Genomic DNA, 19,336 nt, shown 5'->3' on the forward strand with positions numbered 1-19,336 from the left:
TCAGAAGTGGGCTGGCAAACCCGACAATAAGAATGGTAACTCATTCATAGTGGAAAATCGTGGTACCTGTGGATAAGTATCTCTCTGGTTAGCGCCACCAAACCAGCAAGCTTGCATGCCGGCAGCCAAGGCTGCCTGTATGCCGACCTCACTATCTTCAATGACGACACAATCTGTGGGCACAAATCCCATTTGCCTGGCCGCGTGCAAAAACAGGTCCGGCTCTGGCTTCCAGGAAGAAATATCGTAGGAACTATAGATGCGCTCCCCAAAGAACTGACTCAGCCCAGTAAGGCCAAGCGCTTTTCTAATTTTATGCGGCGGCCCGGCAGATGCGACGCACATGGGCAAGTCCAATTGCTGTAAAACTTCAAGGACACCAGGGAAAGCCTGTAAAGACTCATCGAATAATAGGTCTACGGTACGTCGGTAACTCTGCATAAAATCCTGACCCAGTTGCAGGCCATGCCGCTCCGACAAGGCACTGCAGATATCCGCCAGTTTGCGGCCACGAAAGCGCTGCGTCAGATCAGCAAGATCTTCTTGCACGCCATAGCACTGTAATTCTTTTTGCAAACCCAGATTACACAAGCCCTCGCTGTCGACCAGCGTGCCATCGCAATCAAAGATCAGGCAACTGGATTTGCGCAGCAGGGAATTCATTTTTTCTGTGCGGAGTTCAAGACTATCTCTGCATTCATCTCGCCCTCTTCGTCTACGCCTGTTTCTACAAAGCCAAAACTGGCATAAAAATCTTTGGCTACCGGGTTTTCCGGGTGATAGCAAATAGTGATACGTTCTGCCTGCAGGTCCTGACGTATTTCCTCGATCGCCAATTGCAAGGCTTGCCGCCCTATGCCATGTCCCTGTTGACGATGATCGATCATGAAGCGATGTATGGCATATTCCCTGGGACGATGTTCATCATCCATGGTCTTGTACATCAAAAAACCCGACAACTGTTCATCCACATAAATGGCACGCGGTCTGTAGTAAATATCATATTTGGACTGCGCCAGGGAATAAGCATTACTGGCCAGATAATTTTCCTGATGAGGCAGCAAGGGCAGATTGATGACTTCATCAAAATTATCGATATCTACTTCCCTCAGTTGTATGTTCATCGCGGTTTTAATTTGCTGCATGCGGCACTACTTTCACACAAGGATGCGGCAAATTGCCATCACCATAAGTGCGCAAGACTTCGGCCACGATGACTTGATAGCCATCCAGCCACTTTGCCTGTGCCGCCTTGGCTTGCTGGTGTATGGGATTATTGATGAGCGATTGCAGGGATTCCAGGCTATCCCAGTAATACACATTAGAAACCTGCCCTGTTGTTGCATTCTCCCAGGTCTCTTCACCCAGATAGCCAGGGATGGACTTGGCCAGGCTGATGATCTGATCATCGAGCGCATAAAAAGCATCGTCGTATTGCTTTTTCTTGAAAGTGAAAGTAGAGGTGTACATGCGTAAGCCCGGCTGATTAAATGAGCAGCAAATCATACATAAATTTGCACTTGCCTGATCTTTTTTTGTCGTATTTTTGTGCGTTTTTTTGAGCGATAAAACTGGCAATAAAAAGTGAATGCATTTCAAGCTGAATTCTGCCCAAACCAGGCCTTCATCCTGTCCCGTGCACTCTGCCTGACCTCATCCGTAATATACATACTGACCGTCACCAGCGCACCCGCTATGACGCCCAGGTCATCTGTATAACCAATCACGGGCAAGACATCCGGCACCGCATCCAGCGGGAAAATGAAATAGCCCAATGCCCCAAAGATAACCGTCTTGGCCCAGGCCGGGGTCTCCGGCCTTTGCGCCGCATAATACAGGCACAGCACTTTTTCTATGACTTCGCTGCCTGCTGCCTGCGCGTATTTTTTGAGCTTGTCCCAAAAACCACTTTCACTATAAGCCTCTGCATGTAACATGATCCTGCTCCTTAATCATTTGCCTTTTTCACGGTTGCCAGCAAGCCCGCCGCTGCCACGAATACCCCGCCAGAAAACTGATTGAACATTTTTGCCTTGCCCTTGGAACGCAACCAAGGCCCCATGCGTTCTGCAAACATGGCATACAACATCAGGACACTGAATTCAAAAAACACAAAGGTGCTGCACAAAACCAAAAACTGCGGCAGTTTGGCGGCAGCAGGATTGATGAACTGCGGGAAGAAGGCGGTAAAAAACAACAGGGCCTTGGGATTGCTGATACCGACCAGCATGCCTTTGACATACAGGCGCAGGCGGGTGCCGCGCAGCTCGGTTTCTGTAGGTATGACAAAATCGCTGCTTTTGGCACGCAGGCTGCTGATACCCAGATACAAAAGGTAGGCCACACCCAGGTATTTGATAACGGTAAACACCAGCGCCGATGTGGCCAGAATGGCACCTATGCCTATCGCCGAGCAAGTCATGATGGCGATCAGGGAGGTGATATTCCCCAGCGCAGGGAACAGGGTCATGCGGGCACCAAAATTGATGCTATTGGTGATACACATCAGCACGGCAGGACCGGGGGTGATGGTCAATACCAGTACGGCGACAACATACAGCAACCAGGTTTCTATAGACATGGGGCTTCCTTGAAGTGAGTTAAATATCCTGTCAGGGATATCTTAGTCGATTTCAGGAGTCACTATCGCCCGCTCTAAAAAACTTCAGGAAGCTTTCACCGCTTTGCGTGCAGCAGGCGCAGGTGCTGTATAGGCCGCCCATTCCGGTTTTTGTTCTTTGCCGCTATCGACAATGACCATATAGCGACCCGCCCAGGGATTGTCCTGGCGGTTTTTATCGAGTACCCAGAATTTTTTGCCTTCTGCCAGCCCCTGTACATAGTCAGCATCGAGTACCGAATAATGGTCGAGCAGGAAATTCAAAGTCCCTGGTATGCGCACACAGCCCTTGGATTGCACTGTGCCCAGGCGTGGCTCAAGGATGCCGGGGTCGGTGGCATGCATTTGCAGACGCATGTCAGCAATGATTTTATCGCCCCAGCCTTTTTTAGCCTTTTGCCAGCCAAAATCAAAGACCCGCCTGCCCTTGGCACCATAACCGCGTATGCCCTTGCTATTTTTACTGCCTTCGGCACGGTAATCCAGATTGGCCAGACTATGGGCATATACACCGGTTGGCGTTTCAAAGTGTTCAAAACCCGGTATGCGCCCTGTTGATACAGGCGAAGCACCAATCAACTGGTACTGCCCTTCCTGGTCCAGCCAGAACAGCATGGCGACCTGGACTTTGGGATTGCGGTCTACCAGCAAGATATATTGGGAAGGCAAGTTGCTGATATTGCTACTGGCCAGCGCGGTCGCCATCTGGTCTATATAGCTTTGCAAGTCTTCCGCTGCGGGCTGGACTTGTTGTTCTACCGTGCTGGCATAGATATCTTTCAAGCTCAGGGCCGATTCCAACGCCTGGACTGGTACGGCAAAGGCAAGTGCCACCATGATGGCGAGCGTAGGTTTGAGCAGGGATGAAAGCATGTTGGCATAAAGAAAGAGTCTGATCGGTACACAGGCATCCACATCTGCATGTGGATAAGTGCATAGTTTCAATATGCCGCAGTTTCATGCCAGCCGACAAGCTTTACAGCATACTGGCACGCATTTGTTGCAACTTTGACTCATCTCAAGTGGTCGAATGCCAGAATGCCTATATTCATTTACAAGCTCAATATTGACAAGCCAGGAGCATGCTATGAAGCTGTACAACTTGATGATGATAGTCCCCCTTTTGTTTTCCCTGTTGTCGGGTGCTTCAACTATGGCGGCTGGTAAAGATTGCTCGCAAAAGGGCATCACCTGCGTATCTGGTGGCATAGGCAGCTCAGAGAGGGAAGAATTGCAGCAGCAAACCGGTCAGTATAATTTTTGGCTGCGTACTGTCGCCAATAAATCCGGTGCTTACCTGGCAGATATCAAGATCATTGTCAGAGATGAAAAAACCAAGTCCGTGCTACTGAGCACCGCTATGGATGGTCCATGGTTATTCCTGGCTCTGCCTGAAGGTCGCTTCGAAGTCGAAGCACACTACCATGACAATGTGAAGCGCGCTGACCAGATCATCAAGAAGCTGACTGATATCAAAAAAGGCAGCCAACGTCAGATGATGATGTATTTTGAGGCTAGCAATGTCGGAGAATTGAATTACCAGCCTGCGCAGTAAAGTGTTGTGGATTCAGTCCAGGTAGATCCTGGGCTTATACACTTCCATGAAATTTTCAGGCTTGCTCAGTGCTGTAAAACCGAACTTTTCATACAGGCCAGCGGCTGTGCTGGTCGATAGCGTGAAGCGGCGTAACTTGCTGACAACCGGGTGGGCCATGACTTCTTGCATGAGCAATCTGGAAAGACCCTTGCCGCGCATATCAGTGACGACAAAGACGTCGACCAGGTTACCAAAGGTGGCCATGTCGGTGATGATGCGGCAAAAACCTACCATGCGCTCTTGCTGGAAGATACTGAAACACAGGGAATTGCGCAGGGATTCCTCTACTACAGGTCGTGAAATGCCGGTGGCCCAGCCGCTTTCAGTCGTCAGGAATTGATGGACCAGGTCAATATCGATCTTGTCCCTGTCTGTGGTGATCCAGTATTCGCCCGTCTGTGTTGCGTTCATGCCATCCTGTCCTTGTGCTTGGGTGCTTGAAAATCTCTCAAAAATGGTTTGCCGGGTTCAGACCACAAAACCGTTTTCAAGTTCATTCCGATGGCTGGGCTACCGCGCTGGCCAGGTAATTATTCTTGATGCGTACATAGTGCTCGGCTGAATATTTGAAATAGCTGATTTCTTCCGCCGTCAGGGCCCGCACCTTGACTGCCGGACGACCTACATACAGATAGCCGCTTTCCAGTACCTTGCCCGGTGGCACCAGGCTGCCCGCACCCAGCATGACATGCTTGTGGATAACGACATCGTCCATGACGATGCTGCCCATGCCTATCAGGCATTCATCGCCTATATTGCAGCCGTGCAGGATGACAGAATGGGCAATCGTCACATAGTCACCAATGATGAGCGGTGAACCGGCGGGCTTGCTGGCATTCTTATGTGAGACATGGCCCATGGCCAGGTCCTGGAAATTGCTGCTACGGCCTATGCGTATGTGATTCACATCGCCACGCAAGACAGCGTTGCACCAGACAGAGCTGTCCGGCCCCAGTTGTACGTCGCCTATGAGCTGGGCGCCGGGGTGGATGTAGCAATTTTCAGATACTTCAGGGAAGGTGTTCAGGTAAGGGCTGAGTGGCATGGTGCTGTAAGGTGTTCAGTGATGAGTTTGAGCAGCAATTTTAACTGATCGATATCGCCAAGCCCATGTGGACAAATACTTAGATATCCACAGGATCAATCTCCACCGACCACCTGACCCGGCTTTTCATGGCGCGTAAATCAGCTATCCAGGCTTTGACAAAGGCTTGCAGCGCCGGACGCGAGACTGATTCAACCAGCAATTGTGCCCTATCGACGTTGGCCACCCGCGTCATGGTCATGGGGATGGGGTCATTGATCATGATGCCCTGATGCTCGGTACAGAGCGCAGCTTCTTTCAAAAAGGTGATGGCAGTTTCCAGCTCTTTGGCTTCTGCCCGCAATAAAGCCTGGTACATGAAGGGTGGCATATGGGCTTGCTGGCGTTCATCCAGCAAGTCTTTGGCAAAGTCGGGGTAATTGTGTGACATCAGCGCATGGTAGAGCGGATGGTCAGGGTAGCGGGTTTGTACCAGTACCTCGGATGCATTGCCACCCTCTTTTTGTGCAGCCCGCCCTGCCCGGCCTGCGACCTGCATGAGCTGGGCAAACAGGCGTTCACTGGCGCGGTAATCTTGCGAGAACAGGGCAGCGTCTGGATTGAGCGCCGCCACCAGGGTCAGGCGTTTGAAGTCATGCCCCTTGGCCACCATTTGGGTGCCAATCAGGATATCGACTTCACCGGCATGCACGCGTTCAAAGGCGGCGGCGGCACTGCCTTTGAGGCGGGTAGAGTCGGCATCGATACGAAACACTCTTGCCTCGGGGAAAAGCAAGGCCAGGCTTTCTTCCATGCGCTGGGTGCCGCGGCCCAAAGGTTGCAGGTCGATATTGCCGCAAGTCGGGCATGAGCGAGGTATGCGTTGTTCCAGACCGCAATGGTGACAGCGCAGCCTGTGATCGCCTTTATGCAAGACAAGATGGGCAGTGCAACGGGTGCAATTGCTGATCCAGCCGCAGGCATCGCAAGCCAGCACAGGTGCATAACCACGCCGGTTAAGGAATAGGAGTGATTGCTCACCCTTCTCAAGACGCAGCTTGATTGCCGCTGTTAGTCTTTGTGTCAGGCCTTCGCTAGGCTTTTCTCTTTCCAGATTGATGATGCGTATGATGGGCAAAACCGCGCGTTGGACTGCGCGTTCGCGTAATTCCAGCAAACGGTAGCGGCCAGTCTGCGCGCCCTGCCAGCTTTCCAGCGAAGGCGTCGCAGAGCCCAGCAAGATAGGGATGGAGAGCTGGCGAGCCCGCCATACAGCAAGGTCACGGGCGGAATAACGCAGGCCTTCCTGTTGCTTGTAGGAAGGGTCATGCTCTTCATCAATAATGATCAGCTTCAGCCTGGGCAGGGATGCCAGCATCGCCAGGCGAGTACCCAGTACGATACGGGCACGCCCAGTATGTGCGGCCAACCAGTGAAGTAGGCGCTCACCCTCCGCCATGCCGCTGTGCAAAGTAGATAGCATCAGGCCGGGAAAACGGGCGCGGATATGGGATTCCAGCTGTGGTGTCAGATTGATTTCTGGTACCAGGATCAGGATCTGGGCATCCGGGGTTTTTGCCAGGACTTTGGCGGCGGTCTGCAAATACACTTCCGTCTTGCCACTGCCGGTGACGCCAAACAAGAGATGCGGAGCATAGCCCTCAGCTTGGGCCACCGCATCGACAGCTGCCTGTTGCTCGGGATTTAATTGCGGCTCACCCAGCGGGCTGACATCAGCCTGCTCAGGCAATTTGGCCAGCTTCTTGATGGCACGCTGCAGGGATACCGTCTTGATGGCTTTGAGGTTCCTGGGCAATGCAGGTATCGCCACCTCGCCTATCGGACGCTGATAATACTCGGCGGCGAACTGGCATAGTGCCAGCCATTCCTTGTTCATGGCCAGTAGTTCATGTCTGACGGCAATGACATCACGCAACTTGGCGGGCGGGACATCTGTCTCGCTCACCACATCCATGATCAGGCCGACGACTTCCTGGCGGCCAAACGGCAAAGCCACCAACTGCCCAATCTGGGGCAGGTCCGCATTGATACCGCCCTCTTCTTGTGCTGTCCACCGATAATCGAAGGTGCTGTCAAGAGGGGTATCGAGGGCAACGCGTAAATAAACTTGTTTCACGATCTAAATCTGAACATGAAAATCGACGCTAACTATTGATTTCATAAGGCTTTTTGACATATCCACAGTTTCTGTGGATAACTTTGTGGAGAAAGGTCTATTGACATCGGTTTTCGCTAGCGTTTACGTGGGTTTCGGCAAAATGGCCTGTCTCAGAGCCAAGAATTTAATCTTTTAAAATCAATGACTTAGAAAAAATGCTGGACGACAAAAAAATATTTTTGAAAATATTTTTTGTCGCCCCGATTTTGTGCATAAGTGACAGAAAATGTGCATAGAAATGCAAAATTTTACTAGCGCTAATCCATTGGTTTTCCACAGCATTTTGGCTGGAAAAGCACGCCAGTACTATGTTTTGCAGAGCAACATAACGCAATGACAAGCATCTCCAGCACTTGTTGTTTTGCCAGTGGCTAAATATACAGACTTTGCCTATCAGCCCAGCAACAATACTGCCTGAGCAGCCAGTCTGCACAAACAAACTGGCAATTAAATTGTGTGACTTATGCTAACAGACGTTGCTTGCGGCTATATTCATGCACCGTTTCGACCAGCACGCTGACTGACTCAATCGGGGTAAATTGCGAAATACCATGACCCAGGTTAAATACATGGCCATGACCAGCCGCAGGTTTGCCATAACTATCCAGTGTGGCAATCACTTGCTGGCGGATTTGTTCTGGCTCAGCAAACAATACTGCCGGATCAAGATTGCCCTGCAAGGCGACCTTGTCGCCGACTTTGGCACGAGCCTGGCCGAGGTTCATGGTCCAATCCAGGCCCAGGGCGTCTGCACCGATATCGGCCAGCTGTTCCAGCCACAGGCCACCGCCTTTGGTGAAAACGATGGCGGGAATACGCTGGCCATCCTTTTCTTTTTGCAACTGGCTGACGATATCACGCATATAAGATAGCGAGAACTCCTGATACGCCCCATCAGCCAGCGCCCCGCCCCAGCTGTCAAAGATCATCACGGCCTGGGCGCCTGCATCGATTTGCGCATTCAGATAAGTCGCTACCGCATCAGCATTGGTACGCAGGATGTGATGCATGAGGTCTGGGCGCTTGTACATCATGCTCTTGACGGTATGAAAGTCGCGCGAGCCCTGACCTTCGACCATATAACAAGCCAGTGTCCATGGGCTGCCGGAGAAACCGATCAGTGGTACACGACCATCCAGCGCGGTGCGGATTTGCGTTACAGCATCAAATACATACTGCAGGCTGCCCGCTTCCGGCACTTTGAGTGCCATGACGTCTTTTTCATCTTTCAGCGGACGCTCAAACTTCGGGCCTTCACCTTCTTCAAAGTACAGGCCCAGGCCCATGGCGTCTGGCACGGTCAAAATGTCCGAGAACAGAATCGCGGCATCCAGGCCATAACGGTCTATCGGCTGCAAAGTCACTTCAGTGGCGAAACCGGGGTTCTTGGCCAGGCTCAGGAAAGAACCCGCGCCTTTGCGGGTAGCGCGGTATTCTGGCAAGTAACGACCAGCCTGGCGCATCAGCCATAAGGGTGTGTAATCAGTTTCCTGGCGCAACAAGGCTCTCAGGAAAGTATCGTTTTTGAGTGGGGCAAAATTCATGGATATAAAGGCTTTCTGTGAGGCTGCGCGCATATGCTCACGCATCTGCACATCTAATGACATTGTCAAATTACGCAGGCTATTGCTGTATAAGCGACATTATCGCCTATGCGCGCAGGATAGGCATATGATCTGCAACAAGTGACGCAATTTTCAGCAAAATTTCCAGTAATAAACTGTGGATAACTTTGTGGATAGAAATGACAGAATGCCAGTTTACTGATTAATTTTAAATTCGGTTAACAGGAATGTTATGTAAGTCATTGATTCTATTGATAGTGATTACTGATTTCTAATAATTATCGATTTTTGTGCATAAATAGCATGCAAGCTAAATTGTGCATAAGTAGCAGATCTCGATTATTTTTCTTGACGATTTTGCAGAAATGTTTTCGCTAATTCTTGCGCCCAAATACTGACGCCAAGTGCCGACGGATGGTAGCCATCTTCGGCCATCTGGCGCGCATCTTGAAGTTTCGCGGTAAACGGTAAATGCAAAACCTGCTGTCGGGATGCTGCCATGTCGCGATTTATTTGATCCAGAACGCGCGCTTTCATGCCCAGGATCTGGCGCAAAGGGCTAGGCAAGGCGGGGAAAACTTGCATAGGTGGCACGCCAGCCAATATGACAAAACCTGCTGGTCCCAACATAGTCTGCAACTCGTCCAGCAAGCTTTGTAACTCTGCCCTATAGCTCCTGGCGGAACAAAAGCTGGTTGTATCATTGACGCCAAAGGCGAGCAAAATCACATCCCAGGCTGGCGATGCCTGGGCTAGCGTCTGGCGGAATGCAGCTAAAGCTTGCCTGGCCCACGACAGGCGTGCGCCGTTTTGCCCCAGAGCCTGCCATTCCACAGTGGCATACAGCTTGCCCGCCAGGGCGTTTGCCAGTTGTGCAGTGATGGCTTCTTCATAATTGGCGACGCCAACCCCTGCAACTGGAGATTCTCCTATGCCCAACACCCGCAACTTATCCACAGGCGCACTAGCAGAGACACATACGCCATAGGCGAGGTCACTGGCCTCTGGCAGGCGCGGTGTCACAGCACGTGTACGCCTCCCCTGCCAGGCCAGCAGGGGATACAGCGGTGCCGCGACCAGCTCAGGTAAATAGCTGAACTTCATTCCACCTTGAGCTTGCTGAATTCAGGATTGCCAGGTGGGTATTTTAGTTTCAGGTTGAGTAATTTCTCTTGCACTATGCTGGCAATCACCAGATTACGCTGGGTCTTGGAGTCAGACGGCACGGCATACCAGGGCGCATGATCGGCGTCTGTTGCCAGTAAGGCATTTTCATACGCTTCTTGATATGCTTCCCAGTATTTGCGCTCTACCAGATCCTGGGTATCAAACTTCCAGTGCTTGTCAGGATCAGCCAGACGCTCTTCCAGCCTGGCTTTTTGCTCGGCCTTGGAAATATGCAGGAAGAATTTCAGTATCACCGTGCCGGTTTCGGCCAGCATGCGTTCAAAGTCGCGGATTTGCGCATAACGGCGCTTGCATTCTGCCTGGTCTATCCAGTCATGCACGCGGGTAATCAAGACATCTTCATAATGACTGCGGTTGAAAATGGTAATCTCACCCTTGCCCGGCACTTCTTTGTGGACGCGCCACAAATAGTCGTGACTTTTTTCATCATTGCTGGGGGCTTTGAATGCCACCGTGCGCGCCCCCAGGGGATTGATTTGCCCGAATACACCTTTGACCGTGCCATCTTTGCCAGAGGTATCCATGCCCTGCAGGATGACCAGCACTTTGCGGTTATGCTCTGCATACAAGAGGTTTTGCAGATCTTCAATTTGCTCAGCCAGCTTCAGGGTCAAAAGTTTATCGGCGGCCTTGCCACCATTTTTGTCATCGTCTGATGCACCCAGCAGTTTCTTTTTCGCATTCGCGTCTTTGACCTGGAATTCCTTAGTGACGCGAAACTGTTCGGCTATCGTCATGCTATCCCTTTCATGTTGACTCTGGTTTGTTGTGCTACAGACGTATACGGTGTTCTATCTTGATGCATCTGTCCATGACTACTTTGATACCGGCGGCCTCTGCCCAGGCAGCAGCCTCTGTATTGACGATGCCTGACTGCATCCACAGATAAGGCGCGGCTATCTGTATGGCCTCTTCGACGATGGGAGGGATATCAGCCGCATTGCGGAAGCAATCGACGATATCAATACGGTGTTCTGCCGCTGCAATGATCAGGTCAGGATAACAATACTCACCTAGTATCACATTCCCTGCTTCGCGCGGATTGACCGGGATGATGCGATAAGCATGCGCCTGCATATAGGCAGCCACACCATGGCTGGGCCGTGCAGTTTTTGAGGACAGGCCGACAACGGCGATGGTTTTACTTTTGCTCAGTATTTCGGCAATCAAGTCTTGTTCCAAGGTCATAGGCGGCTTTGCTCATCATTCAAGGAAAAACAAAAAGGCAGCCTGAGCTGCCTTTCCATTGTACTGCTTTCGTCGCGAAAAAATTTTCGCAGCGAAATTAACGCTTTTGACGCAATCTTTGTATCGCTGCCAATTGGGCGATCGCAGAAGCCAATTCTGCCTGTGCTTGCGCATAGTCAATTTTGGAATCACGATTAACCAAAGCTTGTTCTGCCAGTTTCTTGGCTTCATTGGCTTTGGCTTCGTCCAGATCTTGACCGCGAATCGCGGTATCGGCCAAAACTGTCACTGCATTCGGTTGCACTTCAAGCAGGCCACCGGCGACGAATACAAATTCGTCTTCAGCTTTACCTGGAACCTTGATGCGCACCGCGCCCGGCTTGATGCGGGTAATCAGTGGTGTATGTTTCGGATAGATACCCAATTCACCAGCCTCACCCGGCAACGCGACGAATTCGGCTTCACCGGAGAAGATCAGCTCTTCTGCGGAAACCACGTCAACGTGAATAGTGTGTGCCATGTTGGACCCTTATTATTCGCTCAAAAAAGCTATGGTGCGACCACTTCAGTCGCACCGCCAGTGCGCTTTATTAATTAAGCAGCAGCCAGTTTTTTCGCTTTTTCGATTGCTTCGTCGATAGTACCGACCATGTAGAACGCTTGTTCTGGCAGGTGATCGAGTTCGCCGGAAGCGATCATTTTGAAACCACGGATCGTTTCTTTCAAGGAAACGTATTTACCTGGAGCACCGGTAAACACTTCAGCAACGTGGAAAGGCTGAGACAGGAAACGCTGCATCTTACGTGCACGTGCGACCAGCAGTTTGTCTTCAGGAGCCAATTCATCCATACCCAGAATCGCGATAATGTCGCGCAATTCTTTGTAGCGTTGCAAAGTACCTTGAACAGCGCGGGCTGTTTCATAGTGCTCTACACCAACCACTTGTGGGTCCAGCTGACGGGATGTTGAATCCAGTGGATCAACCGCAGGGTAGATACCCAGGGAAGCGATGTCACGGGACAGAACAACGGTGGAATCCAAGTGAGCAAATGTTGTTGCTGGAGATGGATCGGTCAAGTCATCCGCTGGAACATATACGGCCTGAATGGACGTAATGGAACCAGTTTTTGTGGAAGTAATACGCTCTTGCAGACGGCCCATTTCTTCAGCCAGTGTAGGTTGATAACCCACGGCGGAAGGCATACGACCCAGCAAAGCGGATACTTCAGTACCGGCCAGTGTGTAACGGTAGATGTTATCCACGAAGAACAGAACGTCTTTGCCTTCGTCACGGAAACCTTCAGCGATCGTCAAACCTGTCAGAGCAACGCGCAGACGGTTACCTGGTGGTTCATTCATTTGACCGTACACCATCGCAACTTTGGAGTTTTCTGGATTTTCCAGATCAACCACTTTTGCGTCAGCCATTTCGTGGTAGAAGTCATTACCCTCACGAGTACGCTCACCCACACCAGCAAACACGGACAAACCGCTGTGTGCCTTGGCGATGTTGTTAATCAGTTCCATCATGTTAACGGTTTTGCCTACACCCGCACCACCGAACAGACCGACCTTACCACCTTTAGCGAATGGGCAAACCAGATCAATAACCTTGATACCGGTTTCCAGCAATTCCTGGGATGGGGACAGTTCGTCGTAAGCAGGGGCTTTACGGTGGATGGATGCTGTCTGCTCGTGGCTGACAGGACCGCATTCATCGATAGGGTTGCCCAGTACGTCCATGATGCGGCCCAGCGTTGCTTTGCCGGTTGGTACCATGATAGGGTTGCCAGTGTTGGAAATAGTCATGCCGCGACGCAGACCATCAGAAGTACCCAGAGCAATGGTACGGACGATGCCGTCACCCAATTGCTGCTGAACTTCCAATGTCAGTTCGGAGCCTTCCATTTTCAAGGCGTCATAAATCTTAGGCATCGCGTCGCGTGGAAATTCAACGTCCACAACAGCGCCGATACACTGAACGATTTTGCCATTAGCCATGTTCGTTCCTTCTTAATATTTAAATTCAGTTTAGACCGCTGCCGCGCCGGCGACGATCTCGGAGAGCTCTTTGGTAATGGCGGCTTGACGGGTTTTGTTATAAACCAGTTTCAGTTCGCCAATCACGTTACCTGCGTTATCAGTTGCTGATTTCATCGCCACCATACGGGCCGATTGTTCAGATGCCATGTTTTCCGCTACAGCCTGGAAAATCAGTGCTTCTACATAACGTATCAACAATTCATCAATCACGGTTGCTGCATCTGGCTCATACAGATAGTCCCAGGTATGGGCATGTTTTTCTGTCGCCAGTTTGTCCGCTGTCAGGGGCAACAACTGCTCCATCACCGGCTCTTGCTTCATGGTGTTGATAAATCTTGTATAACTCAGGTAAACCGCATCCAGCTTGCCTTCCTGATACGCATCCAGCAAAACTTTGACTGGACCTATCAGTTTGTCGAGGTGAGGAGTGTCGCCCAATTGTGTGACATGGGAAACCACTTGCGCACCTACGCGATTCAGGAAGCCGAGACCTTTATTACCAATTGCGACCGCTTCTATCTTTGAACCCTTACCTTCGAGTTCACGCATTTTGCTGGTGACCAGACGCAACACGTTAGTGTTGAGACCGCCACACAAACCTTTATCTGTCGTTACAACAATCACGCCAACTTTCTTGGACTGATCCTGTTGCACCATAAAAGGATGCGTGTACTCTGGGTTGGCCTGTGACAAGTTAGCCGTAATGGTACGAATCTTTTCACTGTACGGGCGAGCCGCACGCATCCGGTCTTGCGCTTTACGCATTTTGGATGCGGCGACCATTTCCATCGCCTTTGTGATCTTCTTCGTATTTTCTACGCTTTTGATCTTGCCACGTATCTCTTTGCCTGCAGCCATGAGTATTGACTCCTTCTAGCTACAGTAAATTAATAGGCGCCGGATTTTTTGAAATCAGCAATTGCGGCAGCCATGGCAGCTTCGCCATCTTTGTCCAGTTGCTTGGTTTCTTCGATCTTCTGCAGCAATGCTGCATGGCTCGTTTTCATGAAATTGTGCACGCCTGCTTCGAATGCCAGCACTTGCTTGACCGGTACATCATCCAGGAAGCCTTTGTTCACGGAGAACAGAGTAACGGCCATCAGGGAGATAGACAGTGGAGCGTATTGAGCTTGCTTCAACAATTCAGTCACGCGGGCACCACGATCGAGCTGCTTGCGTGTTACTTCATCGAGGTCAGAAGCGAACTGGGCAAACGCTGCCAATTCACGGTACTGTGCCAAGTCATTACGGATACCGCCGGACAGGTTTTTGATAACTTTAGTCTGTGCTGCACCACCAACGCGGGAAACCGAGATACCAGCGTTAATCGCTGGACGGATACCTGCATTGAACAGGGATGTTTCCAGGAAGATCTGACCGTCAGTAATCGAAATTACGTTGGTAGGAACGAAAGCGGAAACGTCACCAGCCTGAGTTTCAATGATAGGCAATGCTGTCAAAGAACCAGTTTTACCTTTAACTTCACCTTTGGTGAAAGCTTCAACGTAGTCAGGGTTAACACGTGCTGCACGTTCCAGCAAACGGCTGTGCAAATAGAATACGTCACCTGGGTAAGCTTCGCGGCCTGGTGGGCGGCGCAGCAACAGGGATACCTGACGGTAAGCAACAGCTTGTTTGGACAGATCATCATAAATGATCAGTGCATCTTGACCGCGGTCACGGAAGTATTCACCCATCGCGCAACCGGAGTAGGCGGATACGTATTGCATTGCTGCAGATTCAGCAGCAGTAGCAGCAACAACGATGGTGTATTCCATGGCGCCGTGGGCTTCGAGAGCGCGCACAACGTTTTTAACGGAAGAAGCTTTTTGACCAATCGCTACATAGATACAAGTAACGTTTTGACCTTTTTGATTGATCACGGCATCGATCGCAACAGCTGTTTTACCAGTTTGACGATCGCCAATGATCAATTCGCGCTGACCACGACCAACCGGTACCATGGAGTCGATAGACTTCAGGCCAGTTTGCATAGGTTCAGAAACGGATTGACGTGCAATAACGCCAGGCGCAATCTTTTCGATAGGCGCGGACAGTTTTGCATTGATAGGACCTTTGCCGTCGATAGGCTGACCCAGCGCGTTAACCACACGACCACGCAGTTCAGGACCGATAGGCACTTCCAGAATACGGCCGGTACATTTAACTGTATCGCCTTCGGAGATGTGTTCGTAGTCACCCAGGATAACGGCACCAACGGAATCACGTTCCAGGTTCAGCGCCAGACCAAATGTGTTGCCTGGGAATTCCAGCATCTCACCTTGCATCGCGTCAGACAGACCGTGAATGCGGCAGATACCGTCGGTAACGGAGATAACCGTACCTTGATTGCGAATCTCAGCTGTGTCGCCAAGGCCTTGGATCCGGCTCTTGATCAGCTCGCTGATTTCAGATGGGTTGAGTTGCATACTAACTCCTAATATTTATTACGTTCTTACGCGGTCAGGGCGACGTGCATTTTCTGCAGCTTCGCGCGTACCGACGTGTCGAGCACCTGATCACCAACCACGATGCGTACACCACCGATCAAAGAGGAATCCACTTTGACTGTAGGGTGCAACTTGCGGCCAAATTTCTTTTCCAAGAGCACTGAGAGCTCGCTCAACTGAGCTGCCGACATGTCAAATGCGCTAGTCACTTCTGCATCTGCAGCGCCTTCGTGGGCGTTTTTCAGCGCATGGAACTGGAAAGCGATTTCCGGCAGCAAAGTCAGACGGTCATAGTCAGCAAGTGTGTTGATGAAGTTTTTCGCTTCAGCAGTCACTGGAGATTTGATCGCAGACAAGAAAATCTCAGCTTTTTGATCAGCCGAGACTTTGGGGTTGTGTGCAAGAGCTTGTACATCGGGATGCGCACCTACCTGTGCCATTTCGGTAACCAGGTCCGACCAAGCGGACAGGTTACCGGCTTGGGCAACACGAAACAGCGCTTCTGCGTAAGGACGAGCGATCGTTGCGATTTCGGCCATGATTACAGCTCGGTTTTCAGTTGGTTCAACAGATCAGCGTGAGCAGATGCGTTGACTTCACGTTTCAGAATTTGTTCTGCACCTTTGACTGCCAGAGTGGCAACCTGGTCGCGCAATTCTTCGCGTGCTTTAGTCACTTGATTTTCAGCATCCGCTTTTGCTGCAGCAATAATGCGGGCAGCTTCAGCAGCAGCAGTGTTGCGAGCTTCTTCAACGATCAGAGCAGCGCGTTTTTCTGCGTTGACGATATGTGTTTTGCTCTCTTCACCAGCAGCAGCCAATTGAGCCTGCACGCGCTTTTCAGCAGCTTGCATTTCCAACTTGCCTTTATCAGCAGCAGCCAAACCGTCTGCAATGCGCTTCATGCGCTCATCGATCGCACCAATCACTGGTGGCCAGATGAATTTTGCAGTCACCAAAGCCAGGATGAAAAACACCCCAGCCTGATACCACATAGATAGATTCAGATTCACTTTAGTTTCCTTATCAAATTAATCGTTCCGCAGGCCAGAGACCTGCGGTAGAAAAAGGAAAGCTATTAGCCTTTGAATGGGTTTGCAGTTGCGAAGAACATGGCGATACCAACACCGATAATGAACGCAGCATCGATCAGACCAGCCAACAACAACATTTTACCTTGCAGTTTGTCCATCAATTCTGGTTGACGAGCAGACGCTTCCAGATATTTACCACCCATCATAGCGATACCGATACAAGCACCCAAAGCGCCCAAACCGATGATCAAACCACAAGCCAATGCAACGAAAGCGACGTTAGTCATGAGAAAACTCCTAGAAAGTTAAAATTAAAATACCAAAATCAAAAAACTAAAACCAAAACTAAAACCAAAAACCTAAAACTTCAAAACTTCAAAACTTCAAAACTTAATTAATGCGCTTCGTGAGCCTGACCCATGTACACCAGAGTCAACATCATGAAAATAAAGGCTTGCAGAGGTACGATCAGGATGTGGAAGATGGACCAGGCAGACCCCAGTACCAAATGACCAATACCGCCGAAGATGGAATCGGAAGCACCCAGCAAAGCTGCAATCAACAGGAACAACAATTCGCCAGCAAACATGTTGCCGAACAACCGCATACCAAGCGAGAAAGTTTTCGCTGCGTATTCAACCAGATTCAATGCCAGATTGAAAGGGAAGAGCATGGGACCAAACGGTGCGCTCAACAATTCCTTGATGAAACCGCCTACGCCTTTGATCTTGAAGCTGTAAAACATCATCAGGGCAAAGATACCGATGGAAATACCGAGAGTACCGTTCAAGTCAGCAGTAGGGACTACGCGGTGAGGCATTTCATGATCCAGGCCCAGCACCGGGAACAACCATTGAGAGAACAAATCAACTGGCAGGAAATCCAGGGAGTTCATCAATACTACCCAGACAAACACCGACAAGGCCATAGGAGCGATGAAGCTGGTGTTGCCATGAACGATGCTTTTTGCGTTGTTGTCGACCATTTCGATGAGCATTTCAACTGCGCATTGGAAACGGCCAGGTACACCGGATGTGGCCTTGCGTGCTGCCATGTACATAATGAGAGAACCCAGCAAGCCGCAAACGACTGACCAGATAACTGTATCAATATTCACATACGACATGTCCCACAAGGAGGTTTGCGCATGGTGGCCGTGGTTAGTCAAATGCCCAAGGTGATGGGCTATATATTCTGACGGAGTGACTTGTTCAGCTGAGCTCATGATCAGTGCCTAAAGAGTAAAATGAAATAGCTTTTCAGTACGACGATGAAGGCGATCAAAAAGGCCGGCCAGTTAACATCGGGGTACCAGAAGACAACCGCTGCCATCAGCGCGACTGTCGATATAACTTTGAAAAATTCACCGATGAAAAAGCTCATCGGATTTGCTCCTCCAGGCCTCCGGGCGCTCATACTCAGGCGCAACGCGAACAAGGCATTTGGAATCGCACAAGATAATCCCCCAAACAGGGCGGACAATCCGTAAGAAATATTGCCGAAAATTCCAGCAAGCAAACCCGCAACCAGCGCTGCTACCAGTTGCAGCAGTATGATGCGTGCCATGCTTCCCTCATTTATCCAGGACTTGCGCAAAATAGCAGCAATGGATCAAGCTCATTACCAGCCCCAAAGTCCAGTTTTGCACTGTATTCGTTAAGGGCTTTGCTGGACTATCTTGCGTAAGTCCTACAATTTTATAAATATGACAGTTGAATTTGACTGGCTTGCCACTATATATCCGGGCAGCGCAAATCCTCGCCAATCAAAACCACGGAATTATACGTGGTTGTGCGTAATAACGTCAAACGTTTGATGCATATGGTCAAAGCTTTGGTGCATTGCATAAAAATGCAACATTTTAGTGCATTTTTACTATTGTACCGGTTTTATAGTTTTTGCTGTTTTTGCAACCAATCCGTTCAGCCAGTCCTGGCCTTGCTTCCAGCTGCCCAGTCCAGACTCGCCATTGATATGCCCTTTCGCACCGATCAGGTGCAGCTCCGCACCCCAACTATTTGCCCAGGCTTCAACAATTGACACGTCGCACCATGGATCATCACTGGATGCCACCACGGTAACTGGGAAAGGGAAGCTGATCTGCGGCATGGGATTAAAACTGGATGCAGGAAAATTTGCCCGCCCCACATCCGGTGGTGCCACCAGAAATGCTGCCTTGACTTTGCTTTTATCCAACACCCCCGGCATGCCGGACGCCAGCCACCAGGCAATCAGCGCACAACCCATGCTATGCGCGACCAGCACCACCTCATCATCAACCCTGTTAACGGCAGCTGACAAAGTGGCAACCCACGCATCCTTGACCGGATGATCCCAGTTTTGTTGCTCTACTCTTTTTACATTCGGTAATTCGGCTTCCCAGCGTGTTTGCCAGTGGCCAGGACCTGAGCTATACAGGCCGGGTAAAGTCAATATTTGCATGGGCCTG

General features: G+C 50.5%; 24 protein-coding genes. 1 reads left to right on the top strand and 23 read right to left on the bottom strand.

Features of this window, described 5'->3' with window-relative positions; all coding sequences use genetic code 11:
- From ACO0LC_RS00355 to ACO0LC_RS00380, 6 genes are all read right to left on the bottom strand, one after another.
- Window positions 1–663, bottom strand: coding sequence for an HAD-IA family hydrolase (locus ACO0LC_RS00355; protein WP_422999481.1), 663 nt, complete (start codon window positions 661–663; stop codon window positions 1–3).
- Complete coding sequence (locus ACO0LC_RS00360; RefSeq protein ID WP_422999483.1) at window positions 660–1,124, bottom strand: GNAT family N-acetyltransferase; 465 nt, start codon at window positions 1,122–1,124, stop codon at window positions 660–662. The genes ACO0LC_RS00355 and ACO0LC_RS00360 overlap by 4 nt, the downstream gene beginning before the upstream one ends.
- Before the next feature lie 7 nt (window positions 1,125–1,131).
- A complete protein-coding gene (locus ACO0LC_RS00365) occupies window positions 1,132–1,470 on the bottom strand; it encodes an antibiotic biosynthesis monooxygenase family protein (RefSeq protein ID WP_422999485.1) in 339 nt (112 codons plus the stop codon).
- A gap of 125 nt (window positions 1,471–1,595) precedes the next feature.
- Window positions 1,596–1,937, bottom strand: coding sequence for a YkvA family protein (locus ACO0LC_RS00370; protein ID WP_422999487.1), 342 nt, complete (start codon window positions 1,935–1,937; stop codon window positions 1,596–1,598).
- Between the two features lie 11 nt (window positions 1,938–1,948).
- Window positions 1,949–2,581, bottom strand: a complete 633-nt coding sequence (locus ACO0LC_RS00375) for a LysE family translocator (protein WP_422999488.1) — start codon at window positions 2,579–2,581, stop codon at window positions 1,949–1,951.
- Window positions 2,582–2,665: 84 nt separating this feature from the next.
- Window positions 2,666–3,493, bottom strand: a complete 828-nt coding sequence (locus tag ACO0LC_RS00380; protein WP_422999490.1) for a L,D-transpeptidase — start codon at window positions 3,491–3,493, stop codon at window positions 2,666–2,668.
- Window positions 3,494–3,707: 214 nt separating this feature from the next.
- On the opposite strand from ACO0LC_RS00380, the gene ACO0LC_RS00385 reads away from it, so the two are divergent.
- Complete coding sequence (locus tag ACO0LC_RS00385) at window positions 3,708–4,175, top strand: hypothetical protein (protein ID WP_422999492.1); 468 nt, start codon at window positions 3,708–3,710, stop codon at window positions 4,173–4,175.
- Between the two features lie 12 nt (window positions 4,176–4,187).
- Here the strand turns inward: ACO0LC_RS00385 and ACO0LC_RS00390 are convergent, their stop codons facing one another.
- The 17 genes from ACO0LC_RS00390 to ACO0LC_RS00470 form a co-directional block, all read right to left on the bottom strand.
- Window positions 4,188–4,628, bottom strand: coding sequence for a GNAT family N-acetyltransferase (locus ACO0LC_RS00390; protein WP_422999494.1), 441 nt, complete (start codon window positions 4,626–4,628; stop codon window positions 4,188–4,190).
- Between the two features lie 82 nt (window positions 4,629–4,710).
- The gene (locus ACO0LC_RS00395) at window positions 4,711–5,262 is read right to left on the bottom strand and encodes a gamma carbonic anhydrase family protein (RefSeq protein WP_422999496.1); all 552 of its coding nucleotides are present in this window, start codon (window positions 5,260–5,262) and stop codon (window positions 4,711–4,713) included.
- 79 nt (window positions 5,263–5,341) lie between these two features.
- On the bottom strand, window positions 5,342–7,378 hold the full coding sequence (locus tag ACO0LC_RS00400) for a primosomal protein N' (protein ID WP_422999498.1): 2,037 nt from the start codon (window positions 7,376–7,378) through the stop codon (window positions 5,342–5,344).
- Window positions 7,379–7,881: 503 nt separating this feature from the next.
- Window positions 7,882–8,964, bottom strand: a complete 1,083-nt coding sequence (hemE, locus tag ACO0LC_RS00405; protein WP_422999500.1) for a uroporphyrinogen decarboxylase — start codon at window positions 8,962–8,964, stop codon at window positions 7,882–7,884.
- A 360-nt stretch (window positions 8,965–9,324) separates the two neighbouring features.
- Complete coding sequence (locus ACO0LC_RS00410; RefSeq protein WP_422999502.1) at window positions 9,325–10,089, bottom strand: SGNH/GDSL hydrolase family protein; 765 nt, start codon at window positions 10,087–10,089, stop codon at window positions 9,325–9,327.
- Window positions 10,086–10,910, bottom strand: a complete 825-nt coding sequence (locus ACO0LC_RS00415; protein WP_422999504.1) for a PPK2 family polyphosphate kinase — start codon at window positions 10,908–10,910, stop codon at window positions 10,086–10,088. Before ACO0LC_RS00415 ends, ACO0LC_RS00410 begins: the two co-directional genes overlap by 4 nt.
- A gap of 34 nt (window positions 10,911–10,944) precedes the next feature.
- Entirely contained in the window at window positions 10,945–11,361 is a 417-nt protein-coding gene (locus ACO0LC_RS00420; RefSeq protein WP_422999506.1) for a CoA-binding protein, read from the bottom strand.
- A 97-nt stretch (window positions 11,362–11,458) separates the two neighbouring features.
- Complete coding sequence (locus tag ACO0LC_RS00425) at window positions 11,459–11,881, bottom strand: F0F1 ATP synthase subunit epsilon (RefSeq protein ID WP_422973703.1); 423 nt, start codon at window positions 11,879–11,881, stop codon at window positions 11,459–11,461.
- A 74-nt stretch (window positions 11,882–11,955) separates the two neighbouring features.
- Entirely contained in the window at window positions 11,956–13,362 is a 1,407-nt protein-coding gene (gene atpD, locus ACO0LC_RS00430; RefSeq protein WP_186945797.1) for a F0F1 ATP synthase subunit beta, read from the bottom strand.
- Window positions 13,363–13,392: 30 nt separating this feature from the next.
- Entirely contained in the window at window positions 13,393–14,262 is an 870-nt protein-coding gene (gene atpG, locus ACO0LC_RS00435; RefSeq protein WP_422999508.1) for a F0F1 ATP synthase subunit gamma, read from the bottom strand.
- Between the two features lie 29 nt (window positions 14,263–14,291).
- On the bottom strand, window positions 14,292–15,833 hold the full coding sequence (gene atpA / locus ACO0LC_RS00440; RefSeq protein ID WP_162044016.1) for a F0F1 ATP synthase subunit alpha: 1,542 nt from the start codon (window positions 15,831–15,833) through the stop codon (window positions 14,292–14,294).
- Window positions 15,834–15,859: 26 nt separating this feature from the next.
- On the bottom strand, window positions 15,860–16,393 hold the full coding sequence (locus ACO0LC_RS00445) for a F0F1 ATP synthase subunit delta (RefSeq protein WP_422999510.1): 534 nt from the start codon (window positions 16,391–16,393) through the stop codon (window positions 15,860–15,862).
- Window positions 16,394–16,395: 2 nt separating this feature from the next.
- Window positions 16,396–16,866 carry a F0F1 ATP synthase subunit B gene (locus ACO0LC_RS00450; RefSeq protein ID WP_422999512.1) on the bottom strand — a complete coding sequence of 157 codons (471 nt, stop codon included), beginning with the start codon at window positions 16,864–16,866 and terminating at the stop codon, window positions 16,396–16,398.
- Window positions 16,867–16,931: 65 nt separating this feature from the next.
- Complete coding sequence (gene atpE, locus ACO0LC_RS00455) at window positions 16,932–17,174, bottom strand: F0F1 ATP synthase subunit C (protein ID WP_186917574.1); 243 nt, start codon at window positions 17,172–17,174, stop codon at window positions 16,932–16,934.
- Between the two features lie 107 nt (window positions 17,175–17,281).
- Window positions 17,282–18,112, bottom strand: a complete 831-nt coding sequence (gene atpB / locus ACO0LC_RS00460) for a F0F1 ATP synthase subunit A (RefSeq protein WP_422999514.1) — start codon at window positions 18,110–18,112, stop codon at window positions 17,282–17,284.
- Window positions 18,113–18,114: 2 nt separating this feature from the next.
- Complete coding sequence (locus ACO0LC_RS00465; RefSeq protein WP_422999517.1) at window positions 18,115–18,453, bottom strand: ATP synthase subunit I; 339 nt, start codon at window positions 18,451–18,453, stop codon at window positions 18,115–18,117.
- Between the two features lie 309 nt (window positions 18,454–18,762).
- Window positions 18,763–19,329, bottom strand: coding sequence for an RBBP9/YdeN family alpha/beta hydrolase (locus ACO0LC_RS00470; RefSeq protein ID WP_422999519.1), 567 nt, complete (start codon window positions 19,327–19,329; stop codon window positions 18,763–18,765).
- Window positions 19,330–19,336: the final 7 nt, after the last annotated feature.

It is taken from the genome of Undibacterium sp. JH2W, assembly GCF_049340425.1.
Classification (GTDB): Bacteria; Pseudomonadota; Gammaproteobacteria; order Burkholderiales; family Burkholderiaceae_D; genus Undibacterium.